At 68.8% G+C, this 16411-nt stretch carries 16 protein-coding genes and 2 tRNA genes; 12 read left to right on the forward strand and 6 right to left on the reverse strand.

Annotation, left to right across the window (positions count from 1 at the left end):
- Positions 1–24: 24 nt before the first annotated feature.
- The 6 genes from D7Y11_RS02865 to D7Y11_RS02890 all read left to right on the forward strand — a co-directional run bounded on the left by D7Y11_RS02865 (position 25) and on the right by D7Y11_RS02890 (position 7937).
- Positions 25–1494, forward strand: a complete 1470-nt coding sequence (locus tag D7Y11_RS02865) for an MFS transporter (RefSeq protein ID WP_126932961.1) — start codon at positions 25–27, stop codon at positions 1492–1494.
- A gap of 101 nt (positions 1495–1595) precedes the next feature.
- Positions 1596–3179 carry a hypothetical protein gene (locus tag D7Y11_RS02870; RefSeq protein WP_121751815.1) on the forward strand — a complete coding sequence of 528 codons (1584 nt, stop codon included), beginning with the start codon at positions 1596–1598 and terminating at the stop codon, positions 3177–3179.
- 45 nt (positions 3180–3224) lie between these two features.
- Complete coding sequence (locus D7Y11_RS02875; protein ID WP_120574971.1) at positions 3225–3992, forward strand: hypothetical protein; 768 nt, start codon at positions 3225–3227, stop codon at positions 3990–3992.
- A gap of 132 nt (positions 3993–4124) precedes the next feature.
- Positions 4125–5252, forward strand: coding sequence for a pyruvate dehydrogenase (acetyl-transferring) E1 component subunit alpha (gene pdhA / locus D7Y11_RS02880; protein WP_120574945.1), 1128 nt, complete (start codon positions 4125–4127; stop codon positions 5250–5252).
- 54 nt (positions 5253–5306) lie between these two features.
- Entirely contained in the window at positions 5307–6293 is a 987-nt protein-coding gene (locus tag D7Y11_RS02885) for a pyruvate dehydrogenase complex E1 component subunit beta (protein ID WP_120574946.1), read from the forward strand.
- Between the two features lie 6 nt (positions 6294–6299).
- Positions 6300–7937 (forward strand): pyruvate dehydrogenase complex dihydrolipoamide acetyltransferase, encoded by a 1638-nt coding sequence (locus tag D7Y11_RS02890; RefSeq protein ID WP_120574947.1) that lies wholly within the window; start codon positions 6300–6302, stop codon positions 7935–7937.
- Between the two features lie 63 nt (positions 7938–8000).
- On the opposite strand, the gene D7Y11_RS02895 is transcribed toward D7Y11_RS02890, so the two are convergent.
- Positions 8001–8207 carry a hypothetical protein gene (locus D7Y11_RS02895; RefSeq protein ID WP_120574948.1) on the reverse strand — a complete coding sequence of 69 codons (207 nt, stop codon included), beginning with the start codon at positions 8205–8207 and terminating at the stop codon, positions 8001–8003.
- Positions 8208–8402: 195 nt separating this feature from the next.
- On the opposite strand from D7Y11_RS02895, the gene D7Y11_RS02900 reads away from it, so the two are divergent.
- Positions 8403–8663 (forward strand): DUF2795 domain-containing protein, encoded by a 261-nt coding sequence (locus D7Y11_RS02900; RefSeq protein WP_233596674.1) that lies wholly within the window; start codon positions 8403–8405, stop codon positions 8661–8663.
- A gap of 136 nt (positions 8664–8799) precedes the next feature.
- Positions 8800–9957, forward strand: coding sequence for a sensor histidine kinase (locus tag D7Y11_RS02905; RefSeq protein WP_120574972.1), 1158 nt, complete (start codon positions 8800–8802; stop codon positions 9955–9957).
- On the opposite strand, the gene D7Y11_RS02910 is transcribed toward D7Y11_RS02905, so the two are convergent.
- Entirely contained in the window at positions 9935–10507 is a 573-nt protein-coding gene (locus D7Y11_RS02910) for a hypothetical protein (protein ID WP_233596675.1), read from the reverse strand. The two genes, D7Y11_RS02905 and D7Y11_RS02910, sit on opposite strands and share 23 nt — an antisense overlap.
- Positions 10508–10579: 72 nt before the next feature.
- On the opposite strand from D7Y11_RS02910, the gene D7Y11_RS02915 reads away from it, so the two are divergent.
- Positions 10580–11548 (forward strand): response regulator, encoded by a 969-nt coding sequence (locus D7Y11_RS02915; protein ID WP_167548480.1) that lies wholly within the window; start codon positions 10580–10582, stop codon positions 11546–11548.
- A 130-nt stretch (positions 11549–11678) separates the two neighbouring features.
- On the opposite strand, the gene D7Y11_RS02920 is transcribed toward D7Y11_RS02915, so the two are convergent.
- The 4 genes from D7Y11_RS02920 to gltX all read right to left on the reverse strand — a co-directional run bounded on the left by D7Y11_RS02920 (position 11679) and on the right by gltX (position 13878).
- Positions 11679–11750: transfer RNA gene (locus D7Y11_RS02920), tRNA-Glu, on the reverse strand.
- A gap of 80 nt (positions 11751–11830) precedes the next feature.
- Positions 11831–11901, reverse strand: a tRNA-Gln gene (locus D7Y11_RS02925).
- 68 nt (positions 11902–11969) lie between these two features.
- Positions 11970–12380 (reverse strand): hypothetical protein, encoded by a 411-nt coding sequence (locus D7Y11_RS02930; protein WP_120574952.1) that lies wholly within the window; start codon positions 12378–12380, stop codon positions 11970–11972.
- 46 nt (positions 12381–12426) lie between these two features.
- On the reverse strand, positions 12427–13878 hold the full coding sequence (gene gltX, locus D7Y11_RS02935; RefSeq protein ID WP_126932962.1) for a glutamate--tRNA ligase: 1452 nt from the start codon (positions 13876–13878) through the stop codon (positions 12427–12429).
- Positions 13879–13966: 88 nt separating this feature from the next.
- Between gltX and D7Y11_RS02940 the strand changes: the two genes are divergently transcribed.
- Genes D7Y11_RS02940 through D7Y11_RS02950 form a run of 3 tightly spaced genes read left to right on the forward strand, consistent with a single transcriptional unit; the run spans position 13967 to position 16409 of the window.
- Positions 13967–14548 carry a hypothetical protein gene (locus D7Y11_RS02940; protein ID WP_126932963.1) on the forward strand — a complete coding sequence of 194 codons (582 nt, stop codon included), beginning with the start codon at positions 13967–13969 and terminating at the stop codon, positions 14546–14548.
- Positions 14548–15447, forward strand: coding sequence for a myxosortase-dependent metalloprotease, MXAN_2677/MXAN_2678 family (locus D7Y11_RS02945; protein ID WP_120574955.1), 900 nt, complete (start codon positions 14548–14550; stop codon positions 15445–15447). Before D7Y11_RS02940 ends, D7Y11_RS02945 begins: the two co-directional genes overlap by 1 nt.
- A complete protein-coding gene (locus D7Y11_RS02950; RefSeq protein ID WP_126932964.1) occupies positions 15444–16409 on the forward strand; it encodes a myxosortase-dependent metalloprotease, MXAN_2677/MXAN_2678 family in 966 nt (321 codons plus the stop codon). Before D7Y11_RS02945 ends, D7Y11_RS02950 begins: the two co-directional genes overlap by 4 nt.
- The last annotated feature ends 2 nt before the right edge of the window (positions 16410–16411 follow it).

A 16411-nucleotide genomic window follows, 5' to 3' on the forward strand; every position in this document is an offset into this window, starting at 1 on the left:
CCTCCTGCAGGCGAGGTTCGTCGCATGTCGTCGCTGCCCCCGTGGCTGGCCCAGCTGCTCCCCATCGTCATCCTGCTCGGGGCCATTGGCCTGGTGCTCTCACGGCTGCCGAAGGTGGAGCTGGGGCATACCGATGCGTTCCGCCGCCGCCGCTTCTTCAACTGGTTCCCGCTGGGCCTGACGTACGCGTTCCTCTATATGGGGCGCTACAACGTCAACGTGGCGACCAGCGCCATGGGCGCGCAGACGTCCAACGCGGACTTCGCCACCATCTTCTTCTGGGGGACGCTGACCTACGGCGCGGCCTTCCTCCTCAATGGCCCGCTGACGGACAAGCTGGGCGGCCGCTTCACCATCCTGCTGTCCGCGGGCGGCAGCGCGGTGGCGAACATCGCCATGGGCGGGCTGGTGTACGCGGTGCTGAAGAACGGCTGGGCCCCGCCGGGCGGCGTGGTGGCGTGGCTCGCGTTCCTCTACAGCGTGAACATGTACTTCCAGAGCTTCGGCGCGGTCTCCATCGTCAAGGTGAACGCGTCGTGGTTCCACGTGCGCGAGCGCGGCCAGCTGGGCGGCGTGTTCGGCATCCTCATCTCGCTGGGCCTGTACTTCGCGTTCGACTGGTGCCGCTTCATCGCGGACGCGGCGCCGGTGTGGTGGGTGTTCTTCGTGCCCGCGACGCTACTCCTGGGCTTCCTGGTGCTGGACTTCTTCGTCATCCGCGACACGCCGTCGCAGACGGGCCACCCGGACTTCGACACGGCGGACGCTTCCAGCGGGGAGACGGGCCCGGCGCTCACCGTGCCGCAGATGTTCGGCAAGCTGTTGAGCAACCGCGTCATCCTCATCATCCTGGGCGTGGAGTTCTGCAGCGGCTTCCTGCGCAACGCGGTGATGCAGTGGTTCCCCAAGTACGCCAAGGCCATTGGGGAGTCCGGCGGCTTCGTGGCCTCCAACTGGGGCATGCTGTCGTGCGTCGCCGGCATCCTGGGCGGCATGTTCGCGGGCGTCATCAGCGACCGCATCTTCGACTCGCGCCGGGGCCCCGTGTCCGCGGTGCTCTACGCGGGCCTGCTCCTGGGCGCTGTCGGCGCGGTGTTCCTCCTGGGGACGCCGGGCGCCGGCTGGTCCGTGGTGTTCATGTCCCTGTGCGTCATCGGCGTGCACGGCATGCTGTCCGGCACGGCCACCATGGACTTCGGCGGCAAGAAGAACGCGGGCATCGTGGTGGGCATCATCGACGGCGCGGTGTACGCGGGCACGGCCATCCACGCGCTCGTCTACGGGGCCATCCTGCCCACTGGCGACGCCATGAAGGCCCCCGCCAACTGGAAGCCCTGGCCCCTGGCCATGCTGCCGCTGGCCGTCGTGGGCCTGGTGCTGGCGACGCGGGTGTGGAACGCGAAGCCCCAGCCCAAGGCGGCGCCCCTGCCGGTGGGCGACGTCGTCCCGGGCGCCGTGCCGGGTGCGTCTTCTCGTACGGGCACCAACGGTTGAGGCTCCAGCGGAAGGGCGTCCGGTGTGCCCCCCCGGACGCTCTACTGCCCCGAAGTGAGGGTGACTCCCGTGTGACAGCCCTGTGACATAGACTGGAGTCTGTGTCCCAGGTACCTGAAGCGCTCCACAGCCGATTCGACGTCCACGATCGCAAGCAGTTCGAGATCAAGCTCGAGTACCAGCCCACGGGCGCGGATGAGACGCGCTACCTGGTGGAGGCCTACCTCTTCCTGCCGTCGAGTCTGAACATCGACGCGGAGACGTACCCTCGCGCGGACTTCTACGCGGACATCCACAACTACGTGCGCTTCAAGACGCCGGTGATGGGGCTGGGGGAGCTCCTGTCCTCGGAGGGCTCGCCGCTGGTGAAGCTGGAGGCGTGGCAGCGCATTGGCCTGGCTCCGGAGTCGGACGTCGTCTACCAGGCGAAGCTCTTCTCGTGCGTGCTGCGCGGCGCGCTGCGCAGGTTCGCCACCACGGTGGAGACGCGCTGTGACGCCAAGACGGGCGAGGCGGGAAGGGTGGACCTGGAGACGGTGGTGCGGCAGGCGGGGGAGTCCGTGCCCGTGGTGCTGGAGCGCTTCCGTGCGTGGCTGCGCGCCACCGGTGAGGCGAAGCTCCAGGAGAAGACGCGCGCGTCGCTGCGGCTGGTGGACGAGTACGTGAGCCTGCTGGTGGAGCAGTTCTTCCGCCGCGCGGTGGCGGACATGGACGCGCTGCCGCGCACGGGGCCGTGGCTGCCCTTGCGCAAGGGGCTGATGGAGGCGGTGCTGCGCGAGGAGTCCTATCGCAAGGAGCACCGGCTGCGCTCCGTGTTGAGCCCCACCGGGGACAACGAGGAGTACATGCAGCGGCTGGGCTTCCTGAAGAAGTTCTGCATGAACGTGCTCTTCCTGTCCTCGCGCCGTCGCCAGCGGCGGCAGGGCTGGGAGGAGGTGCTGTTCGCCATCGCGGCGGGCGTGGCCATGGCCTTCGCCACGTCGGTGGCGCTCTGGGCGCAGGTCCGCTTCACGCAGGTGAGCCTCAACTTCTTCCTGGTGGCCGTGGTCGGCTACATGATGAAGGACCGCATCAAGGAAGGGCTGCGGCGCATGTTCAGCCGCGTGGCCGCCACGCACCTGTACGACCGCACCACGGACCTGGTGGACCCCGTCACGGCGCGCGCCATTGGCATCTGCGAGGAGCGCGTGGACTACGGCGCGGCGGTGAAGGTGCCGCAGGCGGTGTCGTCGCTGCGGCTGCAGGATGACTTCCTCACCGTGTCCCAGGGCGAGCTGTCGGAAGCCGTGATCCGCTACCAGAAGCGCATCGTGCTGGACGCGCGCCTGCTGCCCCGCTCCGAGCGCGGCCTCACGGGCGTCACGGACATCCTCCGGCTGAACGTGGGGCGCTTCCTGCGCGACATGGACGAGCCGGAGTTCGCGCTGGAGTACGTGGACCTGGAGGACTTCTCCGTGGGCCACATCCGCGGCGCGAAGCGCTACCCGGTGGACCTGGTCTTCCGCTTCACGGTGATGGAGGACGGCGTGCGTCATGAATCCGCGCAGCTGGTCCGCCTGGTGTTGGATCGCAACGGCATCCAGCGCATGCAGAACTTCGCCCGGGCCCCAGAGGCTCGGGTGGAGGCCTCGGAGCCCGCGGGGTCGCTGCCCATCCGGCCGGCCGCGTTGCGCCAGGGCGCGTGATTTGATGGCCAGCCTCGCGCCGGGGGCATGTATCTTCCGGCGTCCATGGCATTTGAAGATCTCAAGCAGCGCGTGCGGCCGGACTGGCGCGACACGCTCCAAAGCATCCTGGAGAAGGCCCGCTCGCTCGGTCCGCAGGCCGTCCTGGCGTTCGACCTGGACTCCACCCTCTTCGACAACCGGCCCCGCCAGGCGCGCATCCTTCGCGAGTACGGTGACGCGCGGTCCCTGAGCCTGCTCTCCGTGTGCGAGCCGCGCCACTGGGACACCGGCTGGGACATGCGCGCCGCCATGCGCGCGTGCGGCATGGAGGACGCGGAGGTGGAGCAGCGCTATGCGGACGCGCGCGCCTTCTGGCAGGAGCGCTTCTTCACCAGCGCCTACTGCGTCTCCGACGAGGCGATTGACGGCGCGGCCGCCTTCACGCAGGCGGTGGCCGCCACGGGCGCGCAGGTCGTCTACCTGACGGGCCGCCATGAAGCGATGCGTGAAGGCACCGTGTCATGCCTCGCGCGCTGCGGAATGGTGACGCCCCCCGGCGCGGACGGGCGCGTGCACCTGGTCATGAAGCCCACGCTCGCGGAGAACGACGACGCCTTCAAGCGCGAGGCGCACGCGCGCCTGGGCCGCATGGGCACCGTGGTGGCGGCGTTCGACAATGAACCCACGCACGCCAATGACTACCGTCACCGCTTCCCGGAGGCGACGGTCATCCACCTGGCCACGGACCACTCGGGACGGGTCGTGGAATTGAAGGATGGCATCGTGTCGGTGCCGCATTTCTCCATGGAGGATGTGACGCACCGCGCCTGAAAGAAAGGCACGGTGGACGACGGTTTCTGAAAGGCTTTGGAAGTCCCTTGGCCGCGCGCTAAGAGGCGCACGGCGTTCGCCGCCCTTCCCCCTCGGGTCTTCAAGGGGCGGCCCAGACGGAGGCATGCCGCGGTGGCCAGCGCGTACTCGAAGAACCTGTTGTTGACGATGTACCGGAAGATGTACCTCCTGCGCCGCTTCGAGGAGCGGGCCGGCCAGCAGTACACACTGGGGAAGATCGCCGGCTTCTGCCACCTCTACATCGGCCAGGAGGCCGTGGCGGTGGGCTGCAACGAGGCCATCCGCCCGGATGACTACATGCTGTCCGCCTACCGCGACCACGGCCAGCCGCTGGCGCGTGGCAGCGACGCCGGGATGGTCATGGCGGAGCTGTTCGGCCGGGGCTCCGGCTACAGCAAGGGCAAGGGCGGCTCGATGCACATCTTCGACATCGAGCACCACTTCTACGGAGGCTACGGCATCGTCGGCGGGCAGATTCCGCTCGCGGCGGGCATGGCCTTCGCCAGCCGTTACCGCAACGAAGACCGCGTCACGGTGTGCTTCTTCGGCGACGCGGCCGCCAACCAGGGCGCGTTCCACGAAACCTTCAACATGGCGCAGAAGTGGAAGCTGCCGGTCATCTACATCTGCGAGAACAACCGCTACGGCATGGGCACGGCCATCGCGCGCACGTCCGCGGTGCCGGAGATCCACAAGCGCGCCTCCGCGTACGGCATGCGCGGTGAAGCGGTGGACGGCATGGACGTCCTCAAGATGTACGAGGCGGTGAAGGACGCCGCCGAGTACTGCCGCGCGGGCAAGGGCCCCGTGCTGATGGAGGCGAACACCTACCGCTTCCGCGGCCACTCGATGGCGGACCCGGCGAACTACCGCACCAAGCAGGAGGTGGAGGAAGAGCGCAAGGGCGACCCCATCCCGAAGCTGCGCGAGTTCGCGATGAAGCAGGGCTTCAACCTCACCGACGCGGACTTCGAGGCCATCGAGGAAGAGGAGAAGCGCGCGGTGGACGCGGCGGTGAAGTTCGCCGACGAGTCGCCCGAGCCCAGCGTGGACGAGCTGTGGCGCGACACCATCGTGGAGGAGGGCGAGCAGGACGTGCGCCCGCGCGAGCGCGTGCTGGGCGTGAAGGTCACCAACTGGCCGAGCTACCCGACGGGCCAGGAGCTGAAGGTGACCTGGGACCTGGAGCCCCGCGCCGAGGCCGAGCAGGCGGACAAGAAGGCGGGCCTGATCCGCTAGCGCTCACGTTCCCTCAAGCCACTACCCTTTCGAGATTCGAGTTCGGAGCCGACGATGCCCGAGTTGATGTATCGCGAAGCGTTGAACCAGGCGCTCGCCGAAGAGATGGAGCGCGACGCCAATGTGTTCCTCATTGGCGAGGAAGTGGGCCGCTACAACGGCGCTTTCAAGGTGTCCCAGGGCCTGCTGGACAAGTTCGGGAGCGCGCGCATCATCGACGCGCCCATCAGTGAGCTGGGCTTCACGGGTCTCTCCGTGGGCGCGGCGGCGGTGGGTCTGCGCCCGGTGGTGGAGATGATGACCTGGAACTTCGCCATCCTGGCGATGGACCAGATCGTCAACAACGCGGCCAAGCTGCGCCACATGAGCGGCGGCCAGCTGCGCTGCCCCATCGTGTTCCGCGGCCCGGGTGGCGCGGGCGGCCGGCTCTCCAGCCAGCACAGCCAGTCGCTGGAGGCCAACTACGCGCACTTCCCCGGCCTGAAGGTGATTGCCCCGGCGACCCCGGCGGACGCCAAGGGCATGCTCAAGAGCGCCATCCGGGACGAGAACCCGGTGGTCATGTTCGAGGGCGAGCGCCTCTACGCCATCAAGGGCGAGGTGCCGGAGGGCGAGCACATCGTCCCCCTGGGCAAGGCGGACGTGAAGCGTGAGGGCACGGACGTCACGCTGATCACCTGGAGCCGGATGTACTACTTCTGCATGGAGGCCGCGGAGGCCCTGGCGAAGGAAGGCATCAGCGTGGAGGTGCTGGATCTGCGCACCCTGCGGCCCCTGGACGAGGAGGCCATCCTCGCGAGCGTGCGCAAGACGAACCGCGTGGTCATCTGCGAGGAGGGCTGGGCGCTGGCCGGTATTGGCGCGTCCGTGGTGGACCTCATCCAGTCCCAGGCGTTCGACGACCTGGACGCGCCCGTCGCGCGCGTCACCGGGTTGGATGTGAACATGTCCTATGCGGCGAACCTGGAGAACGCGACCCAGCCGGACGCGCCCAAGATCATCGCTGCCATCAAGAAGGTCCTGTACCGCGAGGGAGCCTGAACGCGTATGGCGACGCCCATCCAGATGCCCAGCCTTTCCCCGACGATGAAGGAGGGGAAGATCGTCAAATGGCTGAAGAAGGTGGGAGACAAGATCTCCTCCGGAGACGCCATCGCCGAGGTTGAGACGGACAAGTCCAACCTCGAGGTGGAAGCCTTCGACGACGGTTACCTCATCCAAATCGCCGTGCCCGAGGGCGAGGTCGCCGCGGTGGGTTCGCCCATCGGCTTCCTCGGCGCCAAGGGTGAGAAGGCCACCAGTGGTGCGCCTTCGGCTCCGGCGCCCCAGAAGGCGGAGGCCCCCAAGGCCGCCGCTCCCGCCGCTGCGAAGCCTCCCGAGCAGGCCCCGGCTCCCGCCGCCAGCGGCGCGGGCGAGGGGATTGCCATCCTGATGCCCTCCCTCTCCCCGACGATGACGGAGGGGAAGATCGTCAAGTGGCTGAAGAAGGAGGGGGACAAGGTCTCCTCCGGGGACGCCATCGCCGAGGTGGAGACGGATAAGTCCAACCTCGAGGTGGAGGCGTACGACGACGGCACGCTCGCGCGCATCACCGTGCGCGATGGCGACATGGCCAAGGTCGGCGCGCCCATCGCGTTCCTCACGCCCAAGGGCGCCAAGGCCGGGGCCTCCGCTCCGGCGGCCGCGCCCCAGGCTCCGAAGGCCCCCGCCGCCGCGGCTCCGTCCGCGCCCGCCGGAGGACAGGTCGTTCCGCTGCGCCGCGAGCCCCAGGCTCCGGCAGCCGGTGGTGGCGCTGGCGGCCGGCTGCGCGCCAGCCCCCTGGCGAAGCGCATGGCCCAGGATCGCGGGCTGGACATCAGCCAGGTGCGCGGCACGGGCCCGCTGGGCCGCGTGGTGAAGCGCGACGTGGAGCAGGCGCTGGGCCAGGGCCTGGCGAAGGCTCCCGCGCAGGCGCCGGCGGCGAAGAAGGCCGGAGCGCAGCCGGAGGTTCGCGCCTTCGGTACGCGTCCGGAGCCGCAGGCGGTGCCCATGTCCTCCATGCGCAAGGTCATTGGCCAGCGCATGTCGGAAGTGAAGCCCGGCGTGCCGCACTTCTACCTCACGGTGGAAGTGGAGATGGACGCCGCGGTGAAGATCCGCGAGGAGGCCAAGGCACTGGACCTCAAGGTGTCCGTCAACGACATCATCGTGAAGGCGGCGGCCATCGCGCTGCGCCGTTCACCGAAGATGAACGTGTCGCTCCAGGGCGACCAGGTGCTGCACTTCGGCACCGTGGACGTGGGCATCGCCGTCGCCATCGAGGATGGGCTCATCACCCCCATCATCCGCGACGCGGACCTCAAGGGCCTGCAGGCCATCTCCGCCGAGTCCCGCGACATGGCGGAGCGCGCCCGCAAGCGCTCGCTGAAGCCCGCCGAGTACACGGGCGGCTCGCTCACGGTGAGCAACCTGGGCATGTACGGCATCGACCAGTTCATCGCCGTCATCAACCCGCCCCAGTCCGCCATCATCGCGGTGGGCGCCGTGGCGGAGAAGGCCGTGGTGCGCGACGGCCAGCTGGCGGTGCGCAAGATGATGACGGTGACGCTGTCGGGTGACCACCGCGTCATCGACGGGGCCACCGGCGCGGAGTACCTCCGCGAGCTGAAGGGGCTGCTGGAGCACCCGTCGCGGCTGTTGTTCTAGCGGTCGAGCGGTCCGCCGCCTCCGCCCCCGTGTGACACGCACGGGGGCGGGGCTTGGCCTGGACTACTCCCGCGTCGGCTCGTCCGACTCGACGTCCTTCTCCAACTTGCGCTGGGCCTCCGTGACGTCCGCCTGTTCCGCGCGGCGCGTGCCCGTCTCCAGGTCTTCCTCGTGCTCGCGGCTGCGGCCCTGGATGCCAGGCCACGGCTCTGGACGCGTGGCTTCCACGTGCTTCACCGGCTTCACGTCCTCGTTCTTCTTGTTCGCCATGGTGCGTCACTCCTCCCTGAAGTCAGGGGTGTGGGTAGGACTTCCGTGGCGGTACGGTGGGATGCCCACGCTGGCGTGGCCACCCGGTGGGATGGAGGGGCAGAGCGCCTGGCTGCCTGACTCCCTTCGGACGGCGAAAAAAGGTCGGCAGGCGGCGCGGTTCGCTGCTTAACTTCTTACTCAATGAACGACGACATGACTCGCGAGCGCCTGGGACTTGGACTGCGGGAGGTGGAGCCTTCACCGGCCCCCCTGACTCCGGCGGTGTCCCTGGCGCACTCGCTGCAACAGGCGCTGCGCGGCGCGGTGTATCCGCTCAGCGCGGAGCAGTTGGTCTGGGTGGCGCGGGAGAACGAGGCGCCGTCCCACGTGGTGTCGCTGCTGGGCACGCTGCCGCGGGGCCGTTTTCCGTCGGTGGACACGGTGGCCCTCGCGCTCGGGAACGCCTCCGTCTGAGGCGGAGTGCTTTCGCGCGACGTTCTCTTTCGGCCTGGGTACAAGGTACCCCCAGGCGCGCTGACGGACGTGCGCGTTATCTTCGGCGCGACCAGCCTGTCTTCCGGATGAGGAAGCCATGGTCTGGAGGAGCTCCATGAACGCCTCGGACCTGCCCGCCGTGCTGTACGTGGACGACGACGCCCTCAACCTGAGGGTGTTCGACGCCAACTTCGGGCAGCGGTTTCGCATCTTCCGGTGCTCGTCTCCCAACGAGGCCCTGGCGCTGCTGGAGCAGCGACGCCTGGAGATTGGCGTGGTGCTGTCCGACCAGCGCATGCCGGGGATGACGGGCGTGGAGTTGTTGGAGCGCGCTCGCACCATCGCGCCTGACGCCAAGCGCATGCTGGTGACGGCGTACGCGGACATGCAGGCCGTCATCGACGCGGTGAACCGCGGCCAGGTGACGCGCTACTTCGTCAAGCCGTGGGACCGCGCGGAGCTGCTGGCGGCGCTCGAGGACGCGCTCAAGATTGCCCGGTTGGAGCTGCGCATCCGCGAAGTGGAAGGCCGGATGATGAAGTCCGAGCGTCTGGCCACGCTGGGACAGGTGACGGCGGGCATCGCGCACGAGCTGATGGGCCCGGTGGGCTACCTCACGCAGAACGTGTCGTCGCTCCAGCGCGACATGGAGCGGGTGGTGCAGTACGTGTCGCGGCACCTGGCCACGGATCCGGACGCGGAGGTGTCCTCCACCATCGAGGACCTGCCGTCGCTCATCAAGGACCTGTCCGAGGGTGCCAGCCACCTGCGCGGCGTGGCGCTGGGCCTGCGCGCGCAGGCGCGTGGCGAGGACATGGAGGCCACCGCGGACGTGGCGGAGGTCGTCTCCTTCGCGGTGAAGCTGGCGCGAGCGGAGGTGCGGGACCGGGCGCGGCTCAGCAGCAACGGCGAGCCCCTCCGCATCGTCTTCGGGCCGGTGAAGCTGTGCCAGGTGCTGCTCAACCTCATCGTCAACGCGGCGCAGGCCATGGAGGGCACGGGCCGTCCGGGCCGCATCGACGTGCGGTGGGATGCGCGCGACGAGGAGGTGGTGCTGACCGTGTCGGACAACGGCTGCGGCATCCCCGTGGCGCTTCAGGAGAAGGTGTTCCAGCCGATGTTCACCACGAAGCCCGTGGGCATCGGCACGGGGCTGGGCCTGTCCATCTGCCGCGAGCTGGTGATGCAGTTTGGCGGTCAGCTGCGCCTGTCGTCCACGCCGGGCGAGGGCACCGAAATCGAGCTCATCTTCAAGCGAGCCCTGCTCCCTTGAGCCCGAAGGCGTTGTGCAGGAGCCGCCACACCCGGTAGAGGGTGTCGCTCTCCTGCGCCCGCACGTCCCGCACCAGCAGTGCGCGTCTGGGCGCTGTTTCCGGGCCGTACTCCACCACCAGTGAGTATCCGCCCTTCGGAGGCTGGACGATGTGCACCGCGCGCACGTCGTCGAAGGGGAACACCTCCGTGCGCGCCGCGCCCGGGGCCCACGCGAGCGTCTCCAGCCGCAGCGACTCCGTCTTGAAGTGCAGCACGAAGCGCCGCCGTTGAAGCCGCGCCTCCGTCACCAGCGCGCCGCCCACCATGGCTCCCGCCAGCACGAGCAGCAGGGCCGCGGCGCCCGGCGTCCGGGCCGAGTCCAGGACGAGCAGCAGCAACCCCACCCCCGTGCACACGGCGGCCAGGGCCACGAGGAGCGTGGGCAAGAGCCGCAGCGTCCAGGCTGGCGGTAGGGATTCCCCCACCAGGCGGCCCCCGTCGTAGAAAAGCCGGACGTCGCCCAGCCGCGGCGGCACCCGGTTCTCCCGCAGCGCGTCTTCGAAGCTCACCGGGAGAGCATAGTGGTCGCGACTGTTTCCCACCCTCGAAGTTGGACGAGAGCTGTGCGATCCTCCCAATTCATGGATCTCCCGTTCGAGACCGGTGAAGGTGAAGGGGAAGGGCGGGGGACGCTCGCCTCGAAGGTGCTGCTGGTGGATGACGAGCCAGTGGTGCTGGATATCTGCGTGCGCCTGTTGGGGCGGGAGGCGGACCTCATCGTCTCCCCCGTGGGCAGCGCGGAGGAGGCGCTCGTCCTCTTGAAGGACCAGCGCTTCGACGTGCTGGTGACGGACAAGAACCTGCCCGGCATGGGTGGGGTGGAGCTCATCGCGGAGGCGCGGCGGATGCAGCCCGCGCTGGAGGCGGTGATGATCACCGCCTACGCCAGCTCCGAGTCCGTCATCGCCGCGTTCGCCGCCGGTGCCAGCGACTACATCGTGAAGCCCTTCGATGATTTGCGCGTGCTGCGCGCCAAGGTGCGCGCAGCGTTGGAGCGCCGCTCGGAGCGCGTGCGCACGCGTGACGGTGCCCGGGAGATGGCCCGGCAGGCCGCCGCGCTGCTGGACGCCGGGCGGGATGCTCCAGAGCCCGCGCATGAGGCGCTGGAGACGGAGCTGCGCAACTACGAGCAGGCAGTGCGCCTGGGCCACACCGGCAACGTCGCGGTGGTGGGCAGCGCCGAGGCCGTGAAGGTGCTGCGGGACGCGTCCTTCGAGGTGGTGGAGCTGCCGCCGTACTCGCCCCAGCTGGAGAGCGCGGACGTGGTGGTGGTGGAGACCGGGGATCCGCAGTGGCACACGCTGGCGGAGCGGCTTCAGGGGCGCTCGCCGGACGTGGTGCTCCTGGCTGGCGCGGACGCGGACCTGAGCGACCTGCTGGAGGCCATCACCCTGCGCATGGACCTGGTGGGCTACGGCCAGTCCAACGCCACCCGCGTCCTGCCAGAGAAGGTGCGGATGCTGCTGATGCGCCGGGGCATCCAGCGCGCCCAGCAGCGGCTCACCGCCGCGTTGGACACCTTCCGCCAGAGCATTGCGACCCCGAACTGAAGAGGAGCAGCGCCCGCGTCCAGGTGTCTGGACGCGGCAGCACCGGAGGCTGGCCGGAAGGGCAGGGCGGAGTGCGGTAGCCCGCAAAGCGAAACGCCCACCTTCGTTTCCGAAGGTGGGCGTTTCTGAGTGACCCTGCCGGGATTCGAACCCGAGTTTGAGCCGTGAGAGGGCTCCGTCCTAACCGCTAGACGACAGGGCCGGCTTGCTTCCCTACAACCGCTGTGTTTCTGCTGCTGCTTCCTACATTCTCCGTTCTGACCAGTCAACCGGAGATTTCAGCTGGGGAACTAGGATTCGAACCTAGATAAGCAGAGTCAGAGTCTGCTGTCCTGCCGTTAGACGATTCCCCAAGGAGCTGCGTGCTGCGGCGCTGCTTGTTGCGGGCGCTTCTACTACCGACTTCTGCTGCTGACTTCAACTACTTCGTTTTCCTGACCGGCTTGCCTTCAGTCTTCTTCGCCGGCTTCGCCGCCCCCTGCAGCGGGACGACATAGATGCGAACCTCTTCGTTCGCTTCGTAAATGTTCAGCCCCTCGAAGTTCTTCCCCGAGGGGTTGGAGATGTGCACGGCCTTGACGCCCGGCTGGTTGACGATCGACCGCCTCGGGTAGCTCGAGGTCGGGTAGACGTTCTTGTAGTAGTCGAGCGTCGCTTCGAAGTCTCGCGAAGCCCGGTACCTGTTCTCGCCCACCTTCTGGGCACCATCCGGAATCTGTGCGCCGTTCACCAGCTCGGCGCCGGAAGCCGTTGCCCAGAGGGCCAGCAGCACCGCCCCGAGCGGGCGCGCCTTATAGAAATGGGGTCGCAGGCTGTCAAGCGGTCGCGTCATCGCCGGCCAAGATAGGGCCCGGCGATGCCCGCGTCCACCGTCAATCTCACGTCCCGCGAGTCAGCGCCGCGTCGATGCGCCGCAGGGCTTCGTCGCGCCCCACGAGCAGCAGCGTCTCACCGATGCCGGGGCTGGTGGTGTTGCCGGTGATGGCCACGCGGATGGGCTGGGCCACCTTGCCCATGCCCACCTGGGCCGCCTCGCTCACCGTCTTCACCACGCCGTCCAGCGGCTCCACCGTCCAGGCGGGCAGGGCGGCCAGCTGCTCCCGGGCCTGGCGCAGCAGATTGAGCGAGTCCCCGCTCAGGTGCTTGGCGGCGGCCTTCTCATCCAGGGTGACTCCGCTCTTGAAGTAGATGGACGCGGTGTTCGCCATCTCGTTCAGGGTGCGCGAGCGCTCGCGCAGCGCGAGCACCAGCGGCTCCAGGCGCGCGTCGCCCTTCGCCTGGAAGCCGCGGGCCTCCAGGAAGGGGACCAGCCGCTCCGCGACCACGGCCGGGGGCAGCAGCTTGAACCACTGCTGGTTGAGCCACTGGAGCTTCTCCGGGTTCCACACGCCGGAGGTGCTGCCCACGCCGTCGAAGTCGAACCACTCCACCATCTGCTCGCGGGTGATGACCTCGTCGTTGCCGTGGCTCCAGCCCAGGCGGATGACGAAGTTGAGCAGGGCCTCCTGCATGATGCCCGTGCGCTTGTGCAGCATCACGTCCGCTTCCGGATGCTTGCGCTTGGAGAGCTTCTCGCGGTCCGGCCCCAGGATGAGCGGCAGGTGCGCGAAGTCCGGCGGCGTCCAGCCCAGCGCCTTGTAGAGCATCAACTGCGGGAAGGTGGAGTTGACGTGCTCCTGGCCGCGCGACACCAGGGTGATGTCCATCAGGTGGTCGTCGATGACGCAGCCGTAGTTGTAGAGCGGGATGCCGTCCGCGCGCATCATCACCCAGTCATCCAGGTCCGAGTGCGCCTTGGTGATGGTGCCCAGCACCTTGTCGTCGAAGGACACGGTGCCCTCGCCCGCGGGCATGCGGAAGCGGAGGACGGCGTCCTCCTGCTTCTTGCCGGGGGGCGGGCCCTTCAGGTCGTGGCAGGTGCCCTCGTAGCGGTAGCTGCCCTGACCCTTCGCCTTCTCCACCGCCTCGCGGCGCTGGGAGATCTCCTCGCGGGTGCAGTAGCACCGGAAGGCCTTCCCTTCCGCGAGGAGCTGGTCCGCGTGCTTGCGGTACGTGTCCAGGCGCTGGGTCTGGAAATAGGGACCGTACTTCGGGTCCTCCTTGCCGGGGCCCTCATCCCAGTCCAGTCCCAGCCAGTTGAGGCCATCCAGGATGGCCTTGACGGACTCGGGCGTGGAGCGCTCCTGGTCCGTATCTTCCATGCGCAGGATGAAGGTTCCGCCGTAGCGCTTCGCGTAGAGGTAGTTGAAGAGCGCGGTACGGGCGCCTCCGATGTGGAGGTATCCAGTAGGTGACGGAGCGAAGCGGACGCGGGGTTTTGACGGAGCCATGGGCAGGCGCGCGATAGCAGGACGGGTGCACGAGGGTCAACGCAAGCCGCCCGCTTGGGGTTAGGCTGCGCGGCCAAGGAGACTATCCATGCCGATTCGACACGCGGTTCGCACGGTGGTGCTGGCCACCCTGCTCGGAGGGCTGCCGGTGGGGGCCACCACGATGCTGCGGGCGGACCTGCCGCAGATGGCGCAGACGTCGGACGCGGTGGTGCAGGGCGTCGTCCGCCGCGTGCAGAGCCGCTGGAGCGGGGACAAGCGCCGCATCGTCACCGACGTGGAGATTCAAGTGACGGAGGCCCTCAAGGGGCAGCCCGGCGGCACGGTGGTCGTCACCCAGCCGGGAGGCCGGGTGGGGGACATTGGCCAGGTGGTGGGTGGCCTGGCGTCCTTCTCCGAGGGCGAGGAGGTCGTCGTCTTCCTGGAGAAGCGCGGCGCGGCCGCGTTCCAGCTGGCGGGCATGGCGCAGGGCAAATACCAGGTGCAGCGCACCGGCCCGGGCACGATGGCGGTGCCGGCGTCCACCGGGGACGCGGTGTTGATTGATCCGAAGACGCGCCAGGAGACGGCGTCCAACGCGAAGACGGTGACGCTGGAGGAGCTGAAGGCGTCCGTGCGCGCGGCGGTCCAGGCGCAGCAGGCGGCGCCCTCGAAGAAGGGGGCGAAGTGATGGGCGCGCTCGCGTCGTGGGTGGTGCTGGCGGCGGTGATGGGACAGAGCTCCGCGCCGTACGTGCGCAGCCGCGTGTCCCCCGGGGATGAGAACACGCAGTGCCTGTATTGGACGCAGACTCGCGTCACCTATCAGCAGAGCACCGTGGGCAACCCGAAGGCGACGAACCACACGGAGTTCGACGCCATCACCCGCTCGTTCCAGAGCTGGCAGGACATCTTCGCCAGCTGCGGCAACCTGACGCTGGCGGAGGGTGCGCGCGTGAACTCCCGGACGGTGGGCTACAACCGCTCCGGCGACAACATCAACCTCATCCTCTTCCGGGGCCGCGCCTGTCGCGAGGTCGTGGACTCCAACGACGCCTGCTTCACCCAGGACACGTGCGCGAACACGTACGACTGCTGGGATGACAGCGACGGCACCATCGCCATCACGCTCACCACGTACGACGAGCGCACGGGCATCGTCTACGACTCGGACATCTCCTTCAACGCCGCGCGCTTCAACTTCACCACCGGCAACGCCGGGCCGTGCGGCATCGTGGCCACGCCGGACTGCGTGGACACGGACGTGCAGAACACGGCCACCCATGAGGTGGGCCACTTCGTGGGCCTGGACCACACGCTGGCGACGGGCTCCACGATGAACCCCAGCGCCCCTCCGGGCGAGACGTCCAAGCGCAACATCGACCCCGGTTCGCGCAGCTTCGTGTGCGCCGCGTACCCCAAGGGCAGCGCGAGCCAGCCCTGCTTCCCGGTGACCAACTCCAACGGCAACGGGAGTGGAGATGGCGACGGGGACGGCGATGGCTGCACCGCGGCGGCTGGCGGACTGGCGGTGCTGCCGCTGCTGGCCGCGGCCTCGCTGCTGGCGCGCCGCCGGCGGGGTGGACGGTGAGTTGTCGCCTGCTGCTCCTGGGAGTGCTTCTGTGCGCGGGAGCGGCGGGCGCGCAGCAGGACTTCAAGCGCACGCTCGTGCCGGGCCGGCCGTTGTGTCTGGTCTGGCCGGGGCGTGACTACGTCTACCACCTGGACGCGGCCGGCAGCACGCGCACGCTCGGGGACACGGAGGTCGTCGCCATCGAGGCGGCCTTCGACGCGTGGCGGGCGCTGTCCTCGACGTGCAGCGACTTCCGTTTCATCCGGGGCGAGGATTGGTCGCGCCCCGTCGAGATCGGCTACGACGAGGAGCACCGCTTCGACAACTACAACGTCGTCACCTTCCGCGAGCGCAACTGCCAGGACGTCGCCCCTCCGGACGATGCGTGCTGGGCGGAGGAGACGTGCGGCAACGTCTACCAGTGCTGGGCGCACGGGGGCGCCACCATCGGGCTCACCACTTCGTCGTTCAGCTTCAAGGACGGCTCGGTGGTGGACTCGGACATCGAGCTCAACGCGGCGGAGACCGACTACGGTCCCAGCTTCCTCTTCACCACCGTGAATGGGCCGCCGTGCTCGGGCCCACCGTCCACCGACTGCGTCGCCACGGACGTGCAGAACACGATGACGCATGAGATTGGCCACGTCGTCGGGCTGGACCACGTCTACTCCGCGGGCTCCACCATGGAGGCCACCGCCTCCCAGGGCGAGACGTCCAAGCGAGTCATCGACGCGGGCTCCGCGTCCGGCTTCTGCTCGGCCTATCCGCGCGGCCTGCCTCCCACGCAGTGCCGCATCCCGGAGGACCCGGGCTTGAAGCTCGTGGCGGACGGGAAGGGCACCGGCTGCGGCGCTTCCGCGGGAGGACCAGGTGTGGCCGTCGTGCTGCTTTGGGGCGTGGCGCTGATGCGCAGGGGCAGGCGGTCAGCGGCCCCTCGGGCTGGCCTCCCCGGCGCTGCCCCGGGCGGACCTCGCGGTTAGAC

It is taken from the genome of Corallococcus sp. AB018, assembly GCF_003986945.1.
Taxonomy (GTDB): Bacteria; Myxococcota; Myxococcia; order Myxococcales; family Myxococcaceae; genus Corallococcus; species Corallococcus exiguus.

What these genes read in the sequence shown, in the direction of transcription:
- D7Y11_RS02865 (WP_126932961.1), top strand. Translation starts at nt 25, where the DNA reads ATGTCGTCGCTGCCCCCGTGGCTGGCCCAGCTGCTCCCCATCGTCATC.
- D7Y11_RS02875 (WP_120574971.1), top strand. Translation starts at nt 3,225, where the DNA reads ATGGCATTTGAAGATCTCAAGCAGCGCGTGCGGCCGGACTGGCGCGAC.
- D7Y11_RS02885 (WP_120574946.1), top strand. Translation starts at nt 5,307, where the DNA reads ATGCCCGAGTTGATGTATCGCGAAGCGTTGAACCAGGCGCTCGCCGAA.
- D7Y11_RS02890 (WP_120574947.1), top strand. Translation starts at nt 6,300, where the DNA reads ATGGCGACGCCCATCCAGATGCCCAGCCTTTCCCCGACGATGAAGGAG.
- D7Y11_RS02895 (WP_120574948.1), bottom strand. Translation starts at nt 8,207, where the DNA reads ATGGCGAACAAGAAGAACGAGGACGTGAAGCCGGTGAAGCACGTGGAA.
- D7Y11_RS02900 (WP_233596674.1), top strand. Translation starts at nt 8,403, where the DNA reads ATGACTCGCGAGCGCCTGGGACTTGGACTGCGGGAGGTGGAGCCTTCA.
- D7Y11_RS02905 (WP_120574972.1), top strand. Translation starts at nt 8,800, where the DNA reads ATGAACGCCTCGGACCTGCCCGCCGTGCTGTACGTGGACGACGACGCC.
- D7Y11_RS02915 (WP_167548480.1), top strand. Translation starts at nt 10,580, where the DNA reads ATGGATCTCCCGTTCGAGACCGGTGAAGGTGAAGGGGAAGGGCGGGGG.
- D7Y11_RS02930 (WP_120574952.1), bottom strand. Translation starts at nt 12,380, where the DNA reads ATGACGCGACCGCTTGACAGCCTGCGACCCCATTTCTATAAGGCGCGC.
- gltX (WP_126932962.1), bottom strand. Translation starts at nt 13,878, where the DNA reads ATGGCTCCGTCAAAACCCCGCGTCCGCTTCGCTCCGTCACCTACTGGA.
- D7Y11_RS02940 (WP_126932963.1), top strand. Translation starts at nt 13,967, where the DNA reads ATGCCGATTCGACACGCGGTTCGCACGGTGGTGCTGGCCACCCTGCTC.
- D7Y11_RS02945 (WP_120574955.1), top strand. Translation starts at nt 14,548, where the DNA reads ATGGGCGCGCTCGCGTCGTGGGTGGTGCTGGCGGCGGTGATGGGACAG.